Raw genomic sequence first — 22,145 nt, forward strand, 5'->3', positions numbered from 1 at the left:
GCTGCCCGGTCAAGAATCCACCTCGGTTTCGTTAGTGTCATGGCCATCGGGCCGCCGCGGTGTGGTCCGCAGGCGTACGCGGGTGATGGCCTGGCCTGTCACCTCGACCACCTCGGCGGTCAGACCCGGCAGCTCGACCACTTCGCCGGGCGTCTTGGGGATGTGACCGAGGTGTGCCAGGACAAGGCCCGCCACTGTGGTGCAGTCGCCGGACTCGAGTGTGTCCTCGTCCAGGTCGACGCCCACGTCCGGTAGGTCGTGCAGCGGGAAACCACCCGACATCAGCAGCGACCCGTCCGCCTCCCGCACCACAGCCTGCACATCCCGGTCGGTTTCGTCGTAGATCTCCCCGACGATCTCCTCGACCAGGTCCTCCATCGTCACGATGCCGTCGATGGCGCCACGCTCGTCCACCACGAGGGCGAACTGCTGCCGCTGCGACCGCATCTCCCGAATCGCCTCGGTGACCTTCAACGTCTCCGGTAGATACAGCGGCGGGCTGACGTGCTCGGCGACCGAGCCCTCCTGGTCGAGCAGGTCACGCATGTGCACCACGCCGACGGTGTCGTCGAGGCCGGCGCGGCCCACGACCGGCGCGCGGGTCTGCCCCGATCGGCCCAACTCGCGCAGCGCCTGCGGCGCGGTCAGCGACTCGGACAGGGTGACCACCTCGCGGCGCGGGACGAGGATCTCCCGCAGGATCCGCTCGGCCACCTCGAACGCCCCCGAGATGATCATGCGGTGCTCGGGGGTGAGGTTACGCTGCGCGGCGACGATGTCCCGCAGTTCCTCGGTGGTGACCTCCTGACGGCGGGCCCGTGGGTCTCCGCCCGTCAGCCGCACCACCGCATCGCTGGCCTTGCCCAACAGCCACACCACCGGACGGGAGAACGCCGACAACGCGTCCAGCGGGCGGGCGACAAGCAGAGCCCACCCTTCCGCCCGCTGCATCGCGATCCGCTTCGGCGCCAGCTCACCCAGCACCAAGGTGACGAAGGTCAGCACGATGGTGACCAGCACGATCGCGACCGGCTCCGCCGCCGATCCCAGGAACCCCAGCGGCCCCACCAGCGGCGCCGCCAGTGACACCGCCGCAGCCGCCGAGGCCAGGAACCCGGCCAGGGTGATGCCGATCTGAATGGTGGCGAGGAAACGGTTCGGGTCCCGCGCCAGCCTCGCCAACACCCGTCCCGCCCGGGAGGTGCGCTCCAAGCGCTGCAGCTGGCTCTCCCGCAGCGACACCAACGCCATCTCGCTGCCCGCGAACACCGCGTTCACCAAGACCAACAGCAACACCAACGTGACCTGTACGCCATAGCCATCCACGGCCTGTTCGACGCCTCCTCGACCGGACACCGTCCGGAGCCTCGACCGTTAGCGGGGATGCCGACCCGACACCACACATCCCCAACAACCAACGACGCACACCGATGACAAACTCGGTTGCCGCACTCGGATGTCGTGTTGTGGTAGAGGTGAGCGATGGAGCGAACCTTCGTACTGCTATCGAGCCCGTTTCTCGGTCCCGTGGCGTGGGCTCCAGTCGCCTCCGCACTCACGGCGCGCGGGTATGCCGTCATCGTTCCTTCGCTCCCACGGGACCCGCTGTTCTCTCCTCAAGAGGTGCTACGCGCACTGGAGAACTCCATACCTAGTCTCGGCGAGCTGGTCCTGGTTCCGCATAGCAACGCCGGCCTGTACGTACCCGCGCTCGTGGCTTCGCGCCCGGTACGGGCAACCGTATTTCTTGATGCCGTGCTGCCGCCGGAGAACGGGCGCATACCGGTCGCACCAGCGGCGTCGATCGCGATGCTCCAGGATCGGGTCGGCGCCGATGGCCTTCTACCGTTGTGGAGCGAGTGGTGGCCGGAAGAGGATGTCGCCGCCCTGTTTCCCGACCCGCAAACCCGGCGGCGAGTCGAGGCTGATCAGCGCCGAGTGCCCTGGGATTACCTCACTGCGGAGGTGGACATCCCTGCCGGTTGGGCAACGAACCAAGCCGGCTACGTAGCCTTCGGGGCCACGTACGCCGATGAGCTTCGGGAGGCAAGAAACCGGGAATGGCCAGTTCGGGTCTTGGACGGCCACCATCTTCACATGTTGTGGGACCCTGCGGGTGTCGCGTCGACGTTGGTCGAGATCACTGCCGAGTTGAAGCAACGGTGGGCGGAACGGGCGTTGGATTCTGAGCGGATCTCCTCGTCGGGGCAGTCATAGAAGCAGCTTTCCCGGACGGGGACAAGGTGGAGCGCCTACGAGCTAAGGCGTGACCCCTTCTCCATCACGCGGTCAGCAGCCGCGCCGCCGGCTGGCTGCTAGCCTGCTGGGCTGATGACACGACGTTTCGGTAATCGGAGCACCTTCTCCGTCGAGGTCGGCGAGACCCTGTCTCCCAAACTCTCGACGATGACCTGGTGATCCGAAGCGTGAAGAGGCTGGTCGAAGCGGCCCAGGCCGGTGACCGGGCGGCGCTCGCCGAACTGGCGACGAGGTCGCTGCCGTCGGTCTACCACCTGGTCCGGAGCGTCCTGGGTGACCGCGCGGACGTGGACGACGTCGCTCAGGAATGCATGATCCGCGTAATCCGGGGCCTGCCGGAGCTGCGTGATCCCGACCGGTTCCGTTCCTGGCTCGCCACGATCACCTACCGGCAGGTCAGCGATCACCTGCGGCGGCAGCCACCGATTCCGGTCGAGCCGCTCGCCGAACCGGACGAGCTTGCGCACGCCGGCGACGTGGCCGACCGCACCGTGTACGAGATCGTGCTCAGCGGGCAGCGCCGGGAACTGGTCGAGGCGTCCCGCTGGCTGACGTCCGACGACCGGTACCTGCTCGCGTTGTGGTGGCAGGAGACTCTCGGTGACCTGAGCCGCGCGGACCTGGCCGACACGCTCGGACTCGGCGAACCACACCTGGCGGTACGGCTGCAGCGCATGCACAGCCAGCTGGCGACCAGCAGGACGATCGAGGCCGCGCTTCGCGGGCGCGTGGCCTGCCCGGACCTGGCGGCACTGGCGCGGAGGTGGAACGGCGAACGCTCCTCGGTGTGGCGCAAGAGGTTCAGCCGGCACGTCCGTGACTGCGCCGAGTGTGGCGCTCATCGGGGCGAACTGGTCCCGCCGCAGTGGCTGCTCCACGGCTTGGCCGTGGCGCCGGTGCCGGCCGCCCTCGTCGTGGCGGTCCGGGCCGCGGTCGAGGCCACGGCGACGGCGCCCGCCCTACCGGCGCAGGGGCTGGTGCACAAGCTCACCTCCCACAAGCTGGCCGTGTCCGGCGTCGCGGCGACGGTGCTGGCGCTGGGGGCGATCTCGTACGCGGTCTATCTGACGCCCGACCCCGCGCCGGTGCCCGCGGTGGCCGCGCCGGTCGCCGTACCACCGACCTCCGCCCCGCCGTCCCGCGCCTCGGAGAGCCCGTCCCCGACTCCGTCGGCCAGTTCGGCCGCTGCCCGGCCCACGTCGGTGACCGGCGTGACCGGCGCGGACATCTTCGTCGCGCCCGACGGTGACGACGCCGCCGACGGCAGCCGGCAGCGGCCGTTCGCGACACTGAACCGGGCGGTCGAGGTGGTCCGCCCCGGCCAGACCATCGCCCTGCGCGGCGGTGTCTACCAGCTCATCCAGCCGGTGGAGATCGACACCGACGGCACCCGCGATCAGCGGATCGTCCTGAGCGGGTATCGCGGTGAGCGCGCGACCCTGGACGCGTCCAGGGTCGACCCGAGCAAGTATGCGGTGACCCAGCGCACCGCCTTCTGGACGGTCCAGGACCTGGAGGTACGCGGTTCCCGAAGCCATGCCTGGACGTGCAACTCCTGCCGGTTCACCACGTTCCGGCGGTTGTCCGTGCACGACAACTACCGCTCGGGCCTGACGCTGCGGGACCCGGGAACGATCGGCAACCAGGTGCTCGACAGCGACTTCTACCGCAACTACGACCCGCGGGCCGGCGGAAGCGCCGGCATCGGGCTGGGGATCAAGTTCGGTGACGGCGGTGGCAACGTGGTCCGGGGCAACCGGGCCTTCCACAACGCCGACGACGGCTTCGACTTCGGCGCCTTCGACAGCCCGATCACCATCGAGAACAACTGGTCCTACGGTAACGGCCAGAACCGGTGGAACGCCTCCGGCTGGGACAGCAACGGATTCGGCTTCTCCCTGGGCGGCGGCGAGACCACGCCGTCGGCGGCGCACCGGGTACGGAACAACGCCGCCTGGGACAACCGCGGCGACGGGTTCGGCGCCGAGGCAAACACCGGCGAGATGGTCCTGGCCGACAACACCGCCTATCGCAACGGCGGCGACGGGTTCGACCTCAGCGGCGGACGGGGCACGGCACGTGCCAATCTGTCGGTCGGTAACGGGCAACGACCGGCCCTGCTCGGCCCGGATGTCTCCGCCGAGGGCAATTCCTGGGACCGCGGTGCGTGGAACGACTCGTCCTTGCTTTCGGTCGACCCGGCGGTGGCCCAAGGGCGCCGGGCCACAGACGGCACTCTTCCGCGGACCTCTTACCTGGGCACCGAAGAAGGCGTCGGCGCCGACCTGGGCGGCTGACGACGAAGCAGCCTGCCTTCGAATCTGTACGCCGTATCGTGCGGTGCGATTGTCGACCATCTCGGGTAGTCGCGCCATGCCGTGCATTAGCCTGCGACGCATCCGGGAAAGCCGGATAACACAAACCGGCGAAGATTTTCGAGTAGTGCTGTTCACGCATCTCAGGATGCTGATCGACCAGCCCCGATGCTGCCTTTGAACCGGATACCGGCACGAATCCAGGGCTTAACCCAACTGACATATGGTGCCTCTCGGCGGCATGTGCTTAGCTATTCGAGCACGCGCCGGAGCCGGCCGCGTCGCCCATCCGCAGGGATGGGCTCAGGGCAGGGACTCAACCCTGACCGCCATTCGCATGGGCAGCCAATGGCAAAGATCAGGGTAACTGTCCTATCGCCACGCACATCACTGTCCCGCACGCACGGGAAAAGACGCCCCGACCGGGATCTGACGGGGCGATGCCGGCTGCCGTTTCGACGGCATCAACTCAGTTCACATCTATCGCAGAGGAAGAGAATGTTCAGAAAGAGATTCTCCGGGCGGCGTGTCGCCATCGCGTCATCGGCCGTCGTCGCAGCGCTTGCGGTACCGGCGGCGATCGTCGCCGTGGTGGGACCGGCCGGCGCCGCGGTGACGCCGACCAACGGTGGAACGTACACTCTGGCCAGTGGTTCCAGTGGGAAGTGTGTAGTGGTCAGCGGTGCCGCAACAAGCAACGCCGCACTACTCACGCAGGTGGCCTGCGACACCACCGCCACCGCACAACAATTCCGCACCGTATCCCAAAACGGCGCGTACGGCCTGACCAACGTCAACAGCGGCAAATGCATCGACGTACCCAACTACTCCACCAACCCCGGCGAACAACTCTGGCAATGGACCTGCGGAGCCAGCAACAACCAGACCTGGACCATCACCCCATCAACCGTCACCGACCGCTTCCTACTCCGCAGCAACCACAACAACCTCTGCATAGCCAACAAAGACGGCTCCACCGCCGGAAACAACCCGATCATCCAAGAACCCTGCTCCGACATCGCCCGCATGCAATGGCGATTCAACCCAACCAGCACCGCACCGACCACCACTCCACCGGCCCCGGGTGTGCCGTACTCGAACACGCCGGACGGGTTCGCGGGCGCGGCCGGCACCACCGGCGGCGCGGGCGGCACCACCGTCACGGTCAACAACCAGGCGGATCTGGAGCGCTATGTCAGCTCCAACTCCCCGCACATCATCCGGGTGAACAGCGCGATCACCATCTCGCCGTACGGCAAGGAGATCTCGGTCAAGTCCAACAAGACGATCGTCGGCGTCGGAAAGAACGGCCAGATCGTCAACGGCGGCTTCTACCTGGGCGTCGGCACCAGCAACGTCATCATCCGGAACCTGACGATCCGGGACACCCGGGTGGCCTCCGACGACCCGGACGACAAGGACTTCGACTACGACGGCATCCAGATGGACACCGCGAACCGCATCTGGATCGACCACAACCACATCACCCGGATGAACGACGGCCTGATCGACAGCCGTAAGGACACCACCAACCTGACCGTCTCGTGGAACGTGCTCGCCGAGGGCAACAAGACCTTCGGCATCGGCTGGACCACCAACGTCACCAGCCGGATCACCATCCACCACAACTGGTTCCGGGACACCCGGGTCCGGATGCCCAGCACCGACAACGTGGCCTACGCCCACCTCTACAACAACTACCTGCAGAACACCCAGCAGGGGCACTACTCACGGGGCGCCACCAAGATGGTCCTGGAAAACTGCTACTTCGAGAACGTGAAGGACCCGTACTACAAGGACTCCGCCGCCGAGCTGCGGCAGTCCGGCAGCATCGTGGTCAGTTCCAGCGGCAAGCAGCAGACCGGCGGCTCCGCGTTCACCCCGTCCAGCTTCTACTCCTACCGGCTCGACCCGGCCTCCCAGGTCCCGAGCCTGGTGAGGACGTACGCCGGACCGCAGTCGAACATCGGCCAGTAACGGCGACGTCGGCGTGGGGCTGGCAGCAGTTGACGACGCGGCCAGCCCCACGCCTCGACCCCTCAGCCGTACCGTGAGATATCGAGGATCAGAAATGGTGAGAGCACCTTCGGGTCGCCGGCTCGGCGTCCTGTCCACAGTCACTGCCGCGGCCGTGGCCATTCCCGTCACCCTCGTGGCACTCGGCGGCCCGGCGGGCGCCGCCACCCCGGTCGCCGGCGGCGTCTACACGCTGGCCAGTGGTTCCAGTGGGAAGTGTGTAGTGGTCAGCGGTGCCGCAACAAGCAACGCCGCACTACTCACGCAGGTGGCCTGCGACACCACCGCCACCGCACAACAATTCCGCACCGTATCCCAAAACGGCGCGTACGGCCTGACCAACGTCAACAGCGGCAAATGCATCGACGTACCCAACTACTCCACCAACCCCGGCGAACAACTCTGGCAATGGACCTGCGGAGCCAGCAACAACCAGACCTGGACCATCACCCCATCAACCGTCACCGACCGCTTCCTACTCCGCAGCAACCACAACAACCTCTGCATAGCCAACAAAGACGGCTCCACCGCCGGAAACAACCCGATCATCCAAGAACCCTGCTCCGACATCGCCCGCATGCAATGGCGATTCAACCCAACCAGCACCACCACCCCCACCACCGCACCCACCACCACGCCCCCCACCAGCAGGCCGACGGTGGCCGCGGACGGCACCGGCACGTACCGCACGGTGCAGGAGGCGATCGACGCGGTGCCGACGAACAACACCACCCGGCGAGTGATCACCATCAAGGCGGGCACGTACCGGCAGGTGGTGCGGGTGCCGTCGAACAAGCCGCACATCACCCTCCAGGGCCTCGGCTCGTCGCCGTCGAACACCACGATCGTCTACAACAACTCCGCCGGCACCCACGGCACCTCGGGCAGCGCCAGTATGTTCGTCGACGGCGCCAACTTCGTCGCGGAGAACCTGACCATCGCCAACGACTTCGACGAGAGTTCGACGAGCAGCGGGCACCAGGCGGTCGCCCTGCACCTCAACGCGGACCGGGCGGTGCTGCGCAACGTGCGACTCCTCGGCGATCAGGACACCTTCCTGGTCAACGACCGTACCCGCGCCTACGTGGTCAACTCCTACATCGAGGGCACCACCGACTTCATCTTCGGCGGCGGCACCATCGTCTTCAACACCTGCACCATCTACGAAAAGCGCTCCACCGGCGGAACGATCACCGCCGCCAGCACCGACAACGCCAAGACGTACGGCTTCCTGTTCTACCGGTCCACCATCAACGGCGCCGGCAGCAACAACACCAACCTCGGCCGGCCCTGGCGCCAGGGTGCCCAGGTCCTCTACCGGGAGTCCACCCTCAACCGCGCCGTCAAGACCACCGGGCCTTGGACCAACATGGGCGACGCCACCTGGCAGAACGCCCGCTTCTTCGAGTACCGGAACACCGGCCCCGGCGCGGCCGTCAACAGCACCCGTCCCCAGATGAGCGACGCGCAGGCCGCCAACTACACCCCGCAGAAGTACCTGGCCGGCACCGACGGCTGGAACCCGATGTGACACACCGGTCCGGCGCCGCGTACACCGGCGCCGGACCGCACGGCCACCCGCGGGCCTGACCGGCTGAGACCACGTCGGCTGCCAGGTACAGGTAGAAGTCGATGGTTGTGGCGTTACGGTCGGTGCAGCGGCGGATCCTGCCGAAGCCGTTCATCCATGCGTTGGTCCTCTCCACCACCCAGCGTTTGCCGATCTGGACCGAGGCTGGCACGCCCTTGCGGGCGATGTTGGCGTCGAAGCCGATCTCTTCGAGCAGGTCACGGGTTCGGTTGCTGTCGTAGCCGCGGTCCAGGTGTGCGGTGACCCGCTCGGGCCAGTGATGCCGCGGCTGGATGCTGCACGCGGCGAAGGTTTCCCGCAGCAGTGGGGAGTCGTGCCGGTTGGCCGGGGCGCCGATGATCCCGAGCGGGATGCCGTAGCCGTCGACGCCGGTCGAGCGTTTCATGCCACCCTTGCCGCGGTCGACCGGAGACCGGCCGGCCCGCTCACCACCGCACGGTGCCTTGGTGATCGCGCCGTCGGCGCTGACATCGGCCAGGTCCAGGCCAATCATTTCCGAACAGTCAGATGAGTCCCTGAACAAGCATGGCTTCGGCGACCCGGAGGAAGCCGTTGATGTTCGCCCCGGCCATGTAGTTGCCGGGCACCCCGTACTCCTCCGCGGTTTCGAAGCATCGGGCGTGGATGTCCTGCATGATCTGCTGGAGCCGCTGCTCGGAGTAGGTGAACGTCCATGAGTCGCGGCTCGCGTTCTGCTGCATCTCCAAGGCGCTGGCCGCCACGCCGCCGGCATTGGCGGCCTTGCCCGGCGCGAAACGCACACCGGCCTCGGTGAAGACCCGGATGCCGTCGGGCGTCGTCGGCATGTTCGCGCCCTCCACCACCGCGATGCAGCCATTCGCGACAAGGGCTGCGGCGTCCGCGCCACTGACCTCGTTCTGCGTGGCGCAGGGTATGGCGACCTCACAGGGCACCTCCCACACTCTGCGCCCAGGCACGAAGGTCGCGTGTCGTCGGGCCTCGGCGTAGTCCCTGATGGGGCCGCGCTGCACCTCCTTGATCTGCTTGAGCACCTCGACGTCGATGCCCTTCTCGTCCACCACGTAACCGGAGGAGTCCGCGCACGCCACCACCACGCCGCCGAACTGCTGGACCTTCTCAATGGCGTAGATCGCCACATTGCCGGACCCGGAGATCACCACCCGCTTGCCGTCGAGTCCGTCCCCGGCGGCACGCAACATCTCCTCGGCGAAGAACACGCAGCCGTACCCGGTGGCCTCCCGACGCACCTGGGCTCCGCCGTACGCAAGCCCTTTGCCTGTCAGCACCCCGGACTCGTACCGGTTGGTGACGCGCTTGTACTGGCCGAACAGGTAACCGATCTCGCGTGCGCCTACGCCGATGTCACCGGCCGGCACGTCGGTGTACTCGCCGATGTGCCGGTACAACTCGGTCATGAAGCTCTGGCAGAAGCGCATCACCTCGCGATCCGAGCGACCCTTGGGATCGAAATCCGCGCCGCCCTTGCCACCACCGATCGGCATACCGGTCAGGGCGTTCTTGAAGATCTGCTCGAAGCCGAGGAACTTCACGATGCCCAGATACACCGACGGATGAAACCGCAGGCCGCCCTTGTACGGGCCCAGGGCACTGTTGTACTCCACCCGGAAACCGCGGTTGACGTGCACCTCGCCACGGTCGTCCTCCCACGGTACGCGAAAGATCACCTGCCGCTCCGGTTCGCAGATCCGCTCGATGATCTTCGCCTCGTCGTACTCCGGATGCCGGACGAGCGCTGGACGAATGCTGTCCAGCACTTCGCGGACCGCTTGGTGGAACTCCTCCTCGCCGGGGTTACGTCGGATCACACCGGTCAGAACGGCCTCGAACTTCTCATGCGTCCACAAATGGCCCTCCAGGCATGTTTCCTACGCGACCTCGCGCCAAAGACATCGGACGGCCCCGCGCGGCAGTCGTCCCACACCGCCGTAGGCCCTGGTCCAGGTGACAGCATATGGGCGTCGAGATCCACGGCGACGCGCATGCCCCTGCATCTTGGCATGTAGAACAGCAGGTGCCCTTCCCTCGTAGCATGGAGGCAGTTTGAGGGATCAAGGATCATGGCAGAGACAAGACGGCAGTTCGATCCGGATTCCGGGGCGGGCGCGGTGCGCGTCGTGCGGGAGACAGGCGAGTCGGTCGCTCAGGTCGCTTCCCGCGGTTACCCCCGCCAAGCCGACAAGACCTCCGAAGGACCCCACACCACATCCACTTTCGTCGAGTCGACCTGTGGCGACAATCCGCTGAGGGAGACGATCACCAGCCCGCAACGGCCGTGGTCGAAGCCGGGCACCTGTGTCGCGCCCGCCGCCAGGTCGGCGAGGTCGCGCGCGTCGAAAGGACTGCTGAGCCACTTCACGGAACCTGCGAAGTAGACCGTCTGCGCCACCGGTGCCCGATCCGCACCGATGATGTCGATCTCCGGATTGAACTGGCGGTTCCACCAACCCCCCACTGCCTGCACATCTGACCAGGGCAGGCCTCCGGCGATCGCGGCGAGTTCCAGGGACTCTCGGATGAGCGGTTCCACGGCGCGGCCGCGCCATGCCTTCCAGCGCCGCTGGACGAGTTTGAATGCCGCCTCCGGGCGGCCTCGGCGGGCCTGCTCCTGCGCGCTACGAAGAATCGCCAGGTAGAGGCGCAAGTTGCTGTCGGCGACTCGATACAGCGCCGGCCTGCTCGGTTTCGTGGACAGCGGCTCGTCGATGGCCAGCACCCTCTTTTCCTCCACCAGCCTACGCAGGAGCGGGGAGAGCAGACCGGACGCGAGCGGCGATTGAGTGCCACCTGCTGTCGAGGCGATGTTGGCATAGGCCCGATCGCCGCCGCCGATCGCCTCCAGGACTCGGCGCGCTTGGTCCGGTGCGGGGAACTCGGCCAGCAGCGTCGCTTCCGGGATGCTGAAAAGCGCCGAGGCCGGGTCCGCGCACTCCTCTTCGAGGAAGGCCAGCGGCGGCTTGGCCGACGGCCAGGCCCGGACGATCCCCGGGAGACCTCCGCAGATCAGATGCGCGTCAATTGCCTCCGCCCCGCTGAGATCCAGCGCGCGGGCCGTCTCTGCCGGGTTCAGGGGCCCGAGCACAAGCGCGTCGGCGCGGCCGAAGAACGGCCGGTCGTATGCGGTCAGCCGCTCCATCATGTGGACGTCGCTGCCTAGAAGCAGCAGGAGGACCGGCTTGGTGGACAGCAGCCGGTCCCAAGCCGTCTGCAACGCGCCGTCGAAGATCGCATCCTGCTCGGCAAGCCATGGAACCTCGTCGATAACGACAACGGACGGGACGTCGGGCAGGACAGAGGCCAACGACCGGAAGGCGTCTGGCCAACCTCCGGCAGATGTCGGCACCAGATCCGGGTTCGCCGGCAGCGGTGAGTCGCGCAACTCAGCCAGGAAGGTGGAGATCGCCTCGGCGGCGGAGGCGCCCTTGGTTGCGGTGTAGAAAAGGTAGGGCACTTCGGCGCGGTTGCAGAACTCCTGGACGAGGCGCGACTTGCCGACCTGGCGCCGACCCCGGATGGTGACCGCCAGTCCGGCCCTCCCGGTTTCGAGCCGGTCCAACCGCTTCCGCAACAAGGCAAGCTCGGCCGCCCGGCCGACGAAAACCCCCGCCATAAGGTAATCCCAATCTACGTAAACGATGACTACGTAGATTCATTCTACCTTACTTGCCGCCGTTCGGCGGTGACCGGTATAGAGACGGACGCGGCCTTTATTGATCATCCAGGTATCGAATCTGCGGAGATCAAAGAGGACCACGCCCGTTGGAATCATCATCGCTTGATTGATGTCGGCGGCGCGCCTCGTCGGCCCGGCCGCCAGAGGCGCCGCTCCAGCCAGGTCGACACAAAGCCAGGCACCGTGCCAGTGCGGTGGCCGGTGAGGGGGTCCCGGATGTCCGAGCCATCGGTGTGCACCGAGTAGAGTCGCCGGCCCGTCGACGCGTTCTACGAGCAGACCCTCGTCCGGTATCGCAGAAAGTCGTCCCGGGGCATGGTCAACGCAGCCGCCGGTTGCGAAACTGCTTCAATCTGGGCCAGCACGGGCAATCGGGGCTCTCGACACATCGGCGGCTATGTGTACTGATCAGGCGACACCCTGTTCCCGGCCGGTGGGCCTGACCACCAGCCGAGACTGGCTCGGCGTCGGCACGACCCGGACGGAGGAAGCAATGTCCCGCTCACCGCTGTCCCTGCCGCAGCCGCCGGCGCGCGCGTCCGAGTTCGGCCGGGACGCGCTCATCGTCTGCGAGAACCTGGTGCGGATCTACCAGACCGGTTCCATCGAGGTGCAGGCCCTGCAGGGACTGGACCTCACCGTGGACGGCGGGGAGCTGGTCGCCGTCGTCGGTGCCTCCGGGTCGGGCAAGTCGACGCTGCTGTCCATCCTGGCCGGCATCGACGCCCCCACCGCCGGGCGGGTGCGGGTCGACCGGTGGAGCCTGCTGGGGATGTCCCGCGCGGACCGGGTGGACTACCGGCGGCACACCGTCGGGTTCGTACGGCAGCAGACGGCGAGCAATTTGATCCCGTACCTGACCGCACGGGAGATGGTGGACCTGCCCATGACGGCGGCCCGTACCGGGAAGGAGGAGCGTCGAGAGCGTGCGGCCGAACTGTTGGACAGCCTCGGTGTCGCCGACTGCGCCGATCGGCGGCCCGGGCAACTGTCCGGAGGGCAGCAGATGCGGGTTGCGATCGCGGTGGCACTGGCCAACCGGCCGAAAGTTCTGCTCGCCGACGAGCCGACCGGCGAGTTGGACGCCGCCACGTCCGCGGAGGTCTTCGGCGTGCTGCGGGACGTCAACCGGCGCTACGGCGTCACCGTTGTCGTGGTGACCCACGACCCGGAGGTCAGCGGCCAGGTCGAACGGACCGTCGCGATCCGGGATGGGCGTACCAGCAGCGAGGTGCTGCGCCGCACCACCACCGACGCGGTGGGTGACACGCACATGGTCGCCGAGGAGTACGCCGTGATGGACCGTGCCGGGCGGGTGCAGGTGCCCCGCGACTTCCGTCAGGCGCTGGCGCTGACCCGGCGGGTCCGGTTGGCCCTGGAAGCCGACCACATCACGATCCGCCCCTCGGGGAACGGCGAATGAGCAGCGAGCCGCTGCTGCGCGTGCGCGGCGTGCATCGGCGTTTCCGCACCGGGCCGACCGTCGTGCACGCTCTGCGCGGTGTGTCGTTCGACGTGGCCGCCGGTTGCATGGTGGCGCTCGTCGGCCGGTCCGGCTCGGGCAAGACCACCCTGCTCAACGTCATCGGCGGTCTGGATCGCCCGGACGCCGGCACCGTGCACGTCGACGGCGCCGACGTCACCGCGCTCGACGAGGACGGCCTGTCCCGGCTGCGGCGCGAGAAGGTGTCGTACGTCTTCCAGAGCTTCGGGTTGATCCCGGTGCTGTCGGCCGCGGAGAACGTCGCCGCCCCGCTGCGGCTGGCCCGCGTCGCCCCGGCCGAGCGGGAGCGGCGGGTCGAGTTGCTGCTGGAGCTGGTCGGTCTGGCCGACCACGCCCGGCAGCGGCCGGCCGAGCTGTCCGGCGGCCAGCAGCAGCGGGTGGCGATCGCCCGCGCGCTGGCCGCCTCGCCCCGGCTTTTGATCGCCGACGAGCCCACCGGGCAACTGGACGCGGAGACAGGCCTGTCGGTGATGGCCCTGCTGCGTGGGGTGGTCGAGTCCGAAGGTGTCACCGCACTGGTGTCCACCCACGATCCGGTGATGATGGCGTTGGCCGACCGGGTGATCCGTATCCACGACGGGCACCTCCACGACGAGGCAGCCGGGCAGCCGGACGAGCCCGTGCCGGACGCGGGGTGACGCGGGCGATGCTGAGGCTCGTCGGCCGGCGCGCCCGCGCGCAGTGGCCGTTGCTGGCGGCCCTCATCGGGGTCGTCACCGTCGGCGCGACCCTGCTGGGCACCTGCACCCTGCTGAGCACCCGCACCGCCGAGCGGGCGCTGGAGGTCGCCATGGCCCGCGCCGCCCCCGCCGCCGTCGACGTGACCGTCTACACCGGCACCGTCGAGGGCCCGGACGCACAGTCCGTCGCCGCCGACACCCGCACCGTGCTGGCCGCCACGCTCGCACCGTTCCCGGTGACCACCACCGCGCGGGCATCGACAGTGCTGCGGGCGCTGCCGCCCGCACTCGCCCCGGGCACCACCGTCGGGGCCCAGGCGTACCTGTCAGGGCTGGACGACCTGCCGACCCGAGCCGAGCTGGTCACCGGGCGCTGGCCGCGCGAGCGTGGTGACGCGGTGGTGCTGGAGTCCACCGCCCAGCTGATCGGCCTCACCCCCGGTCGCCGGGTGCGCCTCGGCGCCGAGCTGGCCCACGAGCCCGTCCCGGCCATCGACGTGACCGTCGTCGGTGTGGTACGCCCGTTGCCGGGGCGCGGCTGGGACCGCGACCCGCTGGCCGCGGCAGGCTCCGCCACCGGCTTCCACGACGGCCGCTTCCAGCAGCCCGTCAACGCCTACGGCCCGTTCCTCGTCGACCTCGCCGACCTGCTCACCACCGGTGCCACCATCGGCCGGATGGAGGTCACCGCCCATCCGGACCTGTCCCACGCCCACCGCCGCGACCTGCAGACCGTGGCCGGCGCCATCCGCGGCGCCGACCGTCGGCTGGCCGGTACCCTCGGTGACCGCGTCCGGCTCGCACGTGTCGCCTCCGACCTGCCGCTGACCCTGCGCTCCGCCGACGACCAACGGCACGCCACCGCCGCCCTCGTGCTCGCCATCGCCGTCCTCGGCGGTGTCCTGACCGCGACGGCACTCGTCCTCGCCGGCCGACTGACCGCCGACATCCGCGCCGACGAAACCGCCCTACGGACCGCCCTCGGCACCAGCCGCCGCCAACTGGCTGCCACCGCGACACTCGACGGCGGGTTCGTCGCCGCCGTCGCCGTCGTGCTCGCGATACCGGCCTCGTCGGCCCTGCACGCCGGCCTGACCCACCTGCCTCCCCTGGACGACGCCGACCTCACCACCCGGCCGACCATCACCGGCGCCCAGGTCCTCGCGATCGTCGCCGGCGCGCTGATCCTCGCCGCGATCCTGACCATCCTGGCGATCCGACCCGGCCCGGCACCCGGCGACCGCCGCATCCGCCGCGAACTGCTGGCCCGATCCGGCGCCGACCTGATCCTCGCGGTCGTCGCCGCCACCGCATGGTGGCAGCTGTACGCGCAGCCCACCACCGCCAGCCCCCGCGCCGACGCGGTCCGGGTCCTCGCACCGGCGCTGCTGCTCACCACCGGCGCCGCCTTGGCGCTGCGGGTGGTACTGCCCGCCCTACGCGGCACCGACCGGCTGGCATACCGGACCCGTGGGCTGGCGCTGACGCTGGCGGTCTCCGAGGCCGCCCGCCGACCTCAGGCGGTCGCCGCCGGGCTACTCGTCGGGCTGGCCTGCGCGGCCGCAACCTTCGGTCTCGCCTTCGACACCACCTGGCACCAGTCGCAGCGTGACCAGGCCGTGCTCTCCGTCGGCACCGACCTGGCAGTGTCCCTCAGCGCGACACCCGTGCCCGGCGACGGCGCGGACCTCGCCGCAGCCACCGCCGGGGCGGTGAGTCCCGTCCTCGACCGGGGTACCGCCGTCGGTCAGTGGCTCGGCACCGCCGGCGACGCGCCGCGTCTGGTCGCCGTCGACACCACCCGCGCCGACACGCTGCTACGCGGACGCCTCGACCACGACCGCACCTGGACGGACGTCGGCGCACAACTCGCCCCATCCACCCACGTCACCGGCCTGCCCGTGGCAGCCGGTGCCCCACTCGTCCTGAACGGCACCGCGACCGGCGGCACCCCACTCACCGTGACACCTCAGCTGCTGTTGCAGGACGCCACCGGTCTGCGCACACCCTGTACCGGTCCCTCCGTGCCGCTCGACGGCCGCGAGCACCGGCTGCCCGAGTGCGCGACCGCCGACGGACTGCACCTCGTCGCGGTGTCCCTGCCGGTCACCGCCGACCCCGATGCCACGCTCGGCAGGCACATCGGCATAGCCGTCACCCTCACCGTGCCGTCCACCGCATCGGCGGACGGATCGGAATGGACGGCCACGTCCGCGCCGCCGATCCCGACCAAGTTACGCGACTCGAGCGTCGTGCTCACCGCCACGCCCACGGGGACCGCGCTGCGGATGGCGGCGACCGTCGATCTCGGCGACGCGGACGCCGCCCGCACCCTCGTCGCCACCGCCTTCCCCGACCCCGGCCCGGTGCCCGTCGCCGTCTCCGCCCGCTTCGCCAACGCGATCGGCGCCGACATCGGCAGCATGCTCAGCATTACCGTCGGCACCACGCCCGTCCCGATCGTCGTCACCGAGGTCGTGCCGACCGTACCGTCCGCCCCCGGTGCCGCCGCCGTCCTGGCCGACCTGGACACGCTGTCCCGCGCCCGCGCCGTCACCGGCGACCTGACGTTCCCGGTCGACGCCTGGTGGGTCGGCCACCCCGCCGGTCCCGGTGCCGCCGAGCGGGCCACCGCCCTGCACCTGGGCACCGTCACGACCCGCGAAGCGGAGACCGCCCGTCTCACCAGCGGCCCGCTGCACGCCGCGCTGCCCGCCGCACTCCGGCTCGTCGTCCCCGCCTCGGCCCTGCTGCTGCTCGCCGGCATCGTCCTGCACGTGACCTGCGATCTGCAGGTCCGCGCCGTAGAGGTGGCGCGGCTGCGCGGCCTGGGGATGACCCGACGCGGCATCCGGGCCGTACTCCTCGGCCAGCACGCCGTCATCCTGCTGCCCCTGCTCGCCGCCGGCACCGCCGTCGGCGCACTCGCCACCCGCCTCGCTGCTCCCCTGCTCGTACGCTCCGATACCGGCGCCGCGCCCATCCCGGCCGCCCAGCCACACTGGCCGTGGCCGGCCGAGGCCGCGCTGCTCGCCGTCCTGCTGGTCGGCTGCCTGCTGACGGTCGCCGCGGTGGTCAGCGTCCAGGTCCGCCGGGCCGACGCCGCGCACCTGCGGGTGGCGCCGTGAACCGGTGGCTGACCCGCCGGTGGCCGGCGCCGCACTGGCCCAGCGTCCGTGGTCGTGGCCGTAGCGACGCCGCAGCGCTGCTGCTCACCGCCTCCGTCATCGCCGTCGTCGCGCTGCTCGCCGGGGCTGTGCCGGCGTTGCTGCGTGCCGCCGCCGACGACGCCGTCCAGGACACGGTCCGCCGCGCCGGCAACGAGTCGAACGTCCTCGTGCACGCCGACTGGGAACGCGACGACGGCCCGACCGGCGGACGGTTGCGGATATCCCGCCTCGCCGAGGACGTCGACGACTTCCGCGCCCGGGCGACCTACACGCTCGGACCCGACCTGGACGCCGCGCTGCTGCCGTCCATCGCCGTGGTCAACGGCCCGATCCTGCGCATCACCGACGGCAATCTGCCGCGTACCGTCCAGCTCACCTACCTGGCCGATGACCTCGGCGGCCCGGACGTGACCTGGATCGCCGGCAGCGCACCCGGCCCCACGATCCCCGAACGGTCCATCGAGATCCCCTACCACGGGCCGCCCTGGCCGGTGCAGGTCGGCCTCTCCGAGGCCGACGCCGCCGCCCTGCACCTCGGCCCCGGTGATCGCATCCCGGCCGAGGACGGCCAGGGACGCGACAAAGACATCCGGATCAGCGGGATCTACCGACCCGCCGACAGCGCCGACCCCGCCTGGCGACTCGCCCCGGCGCTGCTGCGCCCCGTGCCCGGTGCCGACGGCCCGGGCACCACCCGCTTCGCCGGCCTGCTGTCGCGCGAGTCGCTGCCCGACGCCCGGCTCGCCTTCGACCAGGACCAGCTGCGGCGCACCGTCCACTTCGCCCCCGCACCCGACGCGCTCACCTGGGGCGCCACCGCGACGCTCGCCAACCAGGTGGTCAAGCTCAAGGCATCCTCCGGCTCATCAGCCGTCCGCGACGGCTCCCTGAAGTGGGAATCGCAGCTCGACAGCGTCCTGCGCGACGCCCGTACTCAGATCAGCGCCGCATTCACACAGGCCGCCGTCCTGCTCTCCGCAGTCCTGACCGCCACGGTACTGGTCCTGCTGCTCGCCGCCGACCTGCTGGTCCGCCGCCGTACCCCGGCGCTGAGCGCCGCCCGGCAGCGCGGTGCGGCGCTACCCGACCTCGGCGCGGAACTGATCATCGAGTCCACCGTGGTGTCCCTGTCGGCCGCCGCCGTCGGGCTCGCGATCGCCCATACGACCGCGCCAGGCGTCTCCTGGACCTGGACCATTCCCGTGGTCCTGGCCGGTGCCATCGCCGGGCCGACGTTCGGCACCCTCGCCGCCGCCCGCGCCAGCCGCGACCGGCACCAACCCGCCAACCCGGCTGCTCGGCGCTGGATCCTGGCCACCGGCCGGCTGCGCCGCGCCGCCGTGGAAGCCGCCGTGCTGATCGCCGCGGTCGCCGCCGTCGGCACACTGCATCAGCGCGGATTCCTGCCCGACACCTCCGACGGCGATACCGGTGAGCTGACCGGCGACCTGGTCCTCCCGATCAGCGCCGTCGCGCTGGGCGTACTCGCCGGCGCGCTCGTCGTGCTGCGGCTGCTGCCCGTCGGAGTACGGATCGTTCTCCGACAGGCCCTGCGCTCGCGCCGCCCGCTGGCCGTGTTCGGCGCTGCCCGGGCAGCCACCACCGCCGCACGTGCGCTGCCGCTGCTGGTGCTGATCAGCGCCACGGCGCTCGCGTCGTTCGCACTTGTCCTCGGCACCACCATCACCCGAGGTCTCGACGACGGCGCATGGCACACCACCGGCGCCGACGCCCGTCTCGACATCGGCAGCGACGTCCAGGCCGCGACCCCCGCACTCGCCGAACGCATCGCCGCCGCACCCGGGGTAGAGCAGGTCCTCGCCGCACAGGTAACCGACTCCGCGCCGCTCTTCACCGAATCGACACTGCTCACCCCACGCCTGGTCATCGTGGACACCGCCGCGTTCAGGCGCCTCCTGGCCACCACCCCGCTGCCCGACGCGCCAGCGCTGGCCCAGCTCACGGCACCCGGTCCTGACCCCGCTGGCGTGCCCGCGCTGGTCCGATCGAGCACCGGCGACCTGCACACCGGCACTCGGCTGCAACTATCCCGCGACAACGGCCCGACAATCCGTCTCACCGCGGTCGGCACCGCTCCCCCCGTCGGCGACGCCGACGACGTCGTCATCGTGGACGCCGCTGCCCTCGCCGAGGCCGGGCTGCCCGCCGTTCCCAACACCATCTGGGTGACCGGCCCCGGCACGGCACAGGCCGTGTCGAACAGCGGCGTCCCCGCCGACATCGTGCTGCGCACGGACGTCCTGCAGGCGCAACGAGTGGCGCCGCTGACCGCCGGCACACTACGGCTGGCATGGACGGCCGCCGCGGTGCTGCTGGCGCTGGGACTGCTCGGCCTCACGCTCGCCGCCGCCGCCGGTGCGCAGGAACGGTGGCAAACCCTGACCCGACTGCGGACCCTCGGCCTGCGGCCACGCGACGCCCGCTGGGTCGCCGCAGGAGAACTACTGCCACCAGTCGTGGTCGCCGCGGTGTGCGGCCCGCTACTCGGGGCCCTGCTCGCACACCTGACACTCGGCCCGCTCGAGCTACGACTGCTCACCGGCCAAGCCGCCGACCCGGCGACGGTCCTGCCGTGGTGGCTGCTCGGCCTGACAGGCGTGACGCTGATGGCGGCCGCCGCCGCAGTCATACCCGTCGAGGCGGCACTGCGGCGACACGACCGACTGAGCGAAGTACTCCGCGCCGGCGAGTAACCAGCTCATGCCGCCACGATGGCAAGGCGTCGAGGGCCACCAGCACGCCGGAGAGTAACGCGGTCGCCCACCGAGTCAGCCCGCACCCTCCCGCACAGTCTCCGTCCACGACGGTGAACACTCACTGCGCACCCGCGCAGGACGCGCCACCGCCACCTCGTCATCGACGTGGTCGTCCGCCAGCCACGGGTCTGACTTGACCTGTCACCTATAGGTGCAGCAGACCCGCTCCTGCGCGGGCTGCGCTGCGCGGCTTCGCCGTCCTGACCGGACGTTGGAAAGCGCTACGCCACACCCACGCCGGATCGGCGATATCGTCGCCGCCGCGCTGCACCTGACTCACTTCGAACACAAATACCTACCCGAAGCTTGTCGAGATTACTTCAGTGCATAGATTCACATCCGTACACGCCCTCAACAGCCACCGCCCATTGCTGGACGGTGGCTGTTGATTCATGTGGGTGATGTCAGGGTCTAGCTAATTGCCGTGGTTCGTTGATTACTGCATCGACTCTGTGGCTCACCAGTACTTGGGCAGATCGTAGAAGTGGTTGCCGTTCAGGTTGTCGACGGACTTGTCCGCCATTCGGTCCGCGATTCCGAAGAGGCCGGCCTGCACGACCTGGGTCAGCATGCCGTTCTGCTTCTGGCCCCACGCGTGCGACTGGCCACGTACCTCGAACAGCACCGTGGCGCTGCCGTTGAGGGCGAAGGCCGACCTGGCCTGGCCGGCGTAGTCCCGGTCGAAGCTGTATCCGTCGGCGACCTGGTAGTGGACGTAACGGCTCACCCCGCCGACGAAGGGCGAGTTGGTTCCCGAGCCGTTACCCCCGTGGTCGATCATGCCGAGGGCGGCAGCCAGCGCGTGACGGCGAGAGCCGTCCTGGTCGAGCAACGGCCAGTCGGCGTACCGCGGGTTGCCGTCGACCTCTGAGCCGAGCGGCGGGAAGTCCAGCGACACCGTCACGTACTGCTCGGTGTCGTTGTTCTGGCTGCACGGGCCCATGTGGTGCAGGTCGACGTAGGAGTGGACCTTGCCGAACTCGTCGCGGAGGTCGACGTACAGGTCACGCAGCGCCCGGGACTCGTTGGTCAGGTACATGCCGGGGAGGGTTTCGTTCGTCGGCCGGGTCCCGGGGGACGGCTCGGCGGTGAGGTCCGCGCTGAAGTCCCGGTTGATGTCGAAGCCCTGTGCGCCGTTGCTGTAGTAGTACGGCGGGTTCGTCCCGGCCAGCTGCGGGAACTTCTGGACCACCTCGCTCCACGGGAAGTCGTTCTGCCGACGGTTCAGCTCCGCACCGTCGGGGTTGAACTTCGGGACAGCGACGATGGTCAAGTTCTCGCGGATCGCCTTGGCCTGTGCACTGCCGCTGGATCCGAGGGTCTTGAGCATCTGCAGCAGGGCCTCGGTGCCGGTCTTCTCGTTGCCGTGAATCTCGCTCGTGATCAGCAGTACGCGGTCACCGGTGCCGACCCGCGCCGCGTAGATGTCCCGACCCCGATTGGACTCTCCGATGACGTCCACATTGACGCGGCCGTGGCTGGTCGCCTCGATCTGAGCGAGTCGCTTGCCGAGTTCCTCGTAGTTGGTCCAGCCGGAGGTGGACCGCTCGCCGGGAAGGTTCTTGCAGTCGGCGTTTCCGTTCTCAGCCGACGAGGACGGCGCGAAAAGCGTGACAGCACACAGCGTTGCGACGGTTGTCGACACCAATAGGCGTCGTTTCATCATGACCTCCTACAGTTGTATAAGTAATGCACTGGAACCGCTTCTCCGGTAGAGCGGCCGCGCCAATCGGATGTGAAAAAACTAAGGCGCCAGTAAATTTAAATGCAGCTCGGCGCACGCATTTGAGGAAATCTTGAGCTTTCGGCGTCTAGCGCCGGGGCGGCAAAGAGCGCGACGGCCGGCTGCGGTGGCCCGATCCGGGGCCACCGCAGCCGGTCGGGGCTGTCTCGCTAACGGCACCTCTCTGTGTCAAGGCGTTGGCAACAGAGAGGTCTCCAACTTGGCGAGACAGGCCCCGGCCGCACAGTAACGGGCGCCGACGTGGCTGTCCTGTATCGCCGAAGGTTGCGAGTGTCAGAGTTAGGTTGTGAGTGATCTTGCGAGGATCAGGATTGCCCTGCGAGTCGCTGCCGGGCATTGGGTGATCGATGCCGAAGAATGTTCGGTGTGACGACGCTGAGCGTGGTCTCCGACGCGGCTGATGGAGAGCTGGACGG

At 69.2% G+C, this 22,145-nt stretch carries 12 protein-coding genes and 1 pseudogene; 8 read left to right on the forward strand and 5 right to left on the reverse strand.

Features of this window, described 5'->3' with window-relative positions:
• Positions 1–9 precede the first annotated feature (9 nt).
• The gene (locus tag AB0M35_RS26185; protein ID WP_363748631.1) at positions 10–1,326 is read right to left on the reverse strand and encodes a hemolysin family protein; all 1,317 of its coding nucleotides are present in this window, start codon (positions 1,324–1,326) and stop codon (positions 10–12) included.
• Between the two features lie 156 nt (positions 1,327–1,482).
• On the opposite strand from AB0M35_RS26185, the gene AB0M35_RS26190 reads away from it, so the two are divergent.
• From AB0M35_RS26190 to AB0M35_RS26205, 4 genes are all read left to right on the forward strand, one after another.
• Entirely contained in the window at positions 1,483–2,217 is a 735-nt protein-coding gene (locus AB0M35_RS26190; protein ID WP_363748607.1) for a hypothetical protein, read from the forward strand.
• Between the two features lie 197 nt (positions 2,218–2,414).
• A complete protein-coding gene (locus AB0M35_RS26195; RefSeq protein WP_363748608.1) occupies positions 2,415–4,556 on the forward strand; it encodes a sigma-70 family RNA polymerase sigma factor in 2,142 nt (713 codons plus the stop codon).
• 516 nt (positions 4,557–5,072) lie between these two features.
• Positions 5,073–6,551, forward strand: a complete 1,479-nt coding sequence (locus tag AB0M35_RS26200) for an RICIN domain-containing protein (RefSeq protein WP_363748609.1) — start codon at positions 5,073–5,075, stop codon at positions 6,549–6,551.
• Positions 6,552–6,645: 94 nt separating this feature from the next.
• Positions 6,646–8,121 (forward strand): pectinesterase family protein, encoded by a 1,476-nt coding sequence (locus AB0M35_RS26205; protein ID WP_363748610.1) that lies wholly within the window; start codon positions 6,646–6,648, stop codon positions 8,119–8,121.
• Positions 8,122–8,197: 76 nt separating this feature from the next.
• On the opposite strand, the pseudogene AB0M35_RS26210 reads toward AB0M35_RS26205, so the two are convergent.
• The 3 genes and pseudogenes from AB0M35_RS26210 to AB0M35_RS26220 form a co-directional block, all read right to left on the reverse strand.
• Positions 8,198–8,674 (reverse strand): annotated as a pseudogene (locus AB0M35_RS26210) (transposase); the annotation flags it as partial.
• Positions 8,675–8,684: 10 nt separating this feature from the next.
• Positions 8,685–10,028, reverse strand: a complete 1,344-nt coding sequence (gene gdhA / locus AB0M35_RS26215) for an NADP-specific glutamate dehydrogenase (protein WP_363748611.1) — start codon at positions 10,026–10,028, stop codon at positions 8,685–8,687.
• A gap of 314 nt (positions 10,029–10,342) precedes the next feature.
• Positions 10,343–11,791 carry an ATP-binding protein gene (locus AB0M35_RS26220; RefSeq protein WP_363748612.1) on the reverse strand — a complete coding sequence of 483 codons (1,449 nt, stop codon included), beginning with the start codon at positions 11,789–11,791 and terminating at the stop codon, positions 10,343–10,345.
• 556 nt (positions 11,792–12,347) lie between these two features.
• On the opposite strand from AB0M35_RS26220, the gene AB0M35_RS26225 reads away from it, so the two are divergent.
• From AB0M35_RS26225 to AB0M35_RS26240, 4 genes are read left to right on the forward strand one after another with little or no spacing between them, the layout of a single operon-like run.
• Positions 12,348–13,277, forward strand: coding sequence for an ABC transporter ATP-binding protein (locus AB0M35_RS26225; RefSeq protein WP_363748613.1), 930 nt, complete (start codon positions 12,348–12,350; stop codon positions 13,275–13,277).
• A complete protein-coding gene (locus AB0M35_RS26230; protein WP_363748614.1) occupies positions 13,274–13,996 on the forward strand; it encodes an ABC transporter ATP-binding protein in 723 nt (240 codons plus the stop codon). Before AB0M35_RS26225 ends, AB0M35_RS26230 begins: the two co-directional genes overlap by 4 nt.
• A gap of 8 nt (positions 13,997–14,004) precedes the next feature.
• Positions 14,005–17,166, forward strand: coding sequence for an FtsX-like permease family protein (locus AB0M35_RS26235; protein WP_363748615.1), 3,162 nt, complete (start codon positions 14,005–14,007; stop codon positions 17,164–17,166).
• Complete coding sequence (locus AB0M35_RS26240; RefSeq protein ID WP_363748617.1) at positions 17,163–19,922, forward strand: ABC transporter permease; 2,760 nt, start codon at positions 17,163–17,165, stop codon at positions 19,920–19,922. The genes AB0M35_RS26235 and AB0M35_RS26240 overlap by 4 nt, the downstream gene beginning before the upstream one ends.
• Before the next feature lie 520 nt (positions 19,923–20,442).
• On the opposite strand, the gene AB0M35_RS26245 is transcribed toward AB0M35_RS26240, so the two are convergent.
• Positions 20,443–21,648 (reverse strand): M14 family zinc carboxypeptidase, encoded by a 1,206-nt coding sequence (locus AB0M35_RS26245; protein ID WP_363748618.1) that lies wholly within the window; start codon positions 21,646–21,648, stop codon positions 20,443–20,445.
• Positions 21,649–22,145: the final 497 nt, after the last annotated feature.

It is taken from the genome of Micromonospora sp. NPDC051196 (assembly GCF_040682415.1).
Lineage (GTDB): Bacteria > Actinomycetota > Actinomycetes > Mycobacteriales > Micromonosporaceae > Micromonospora.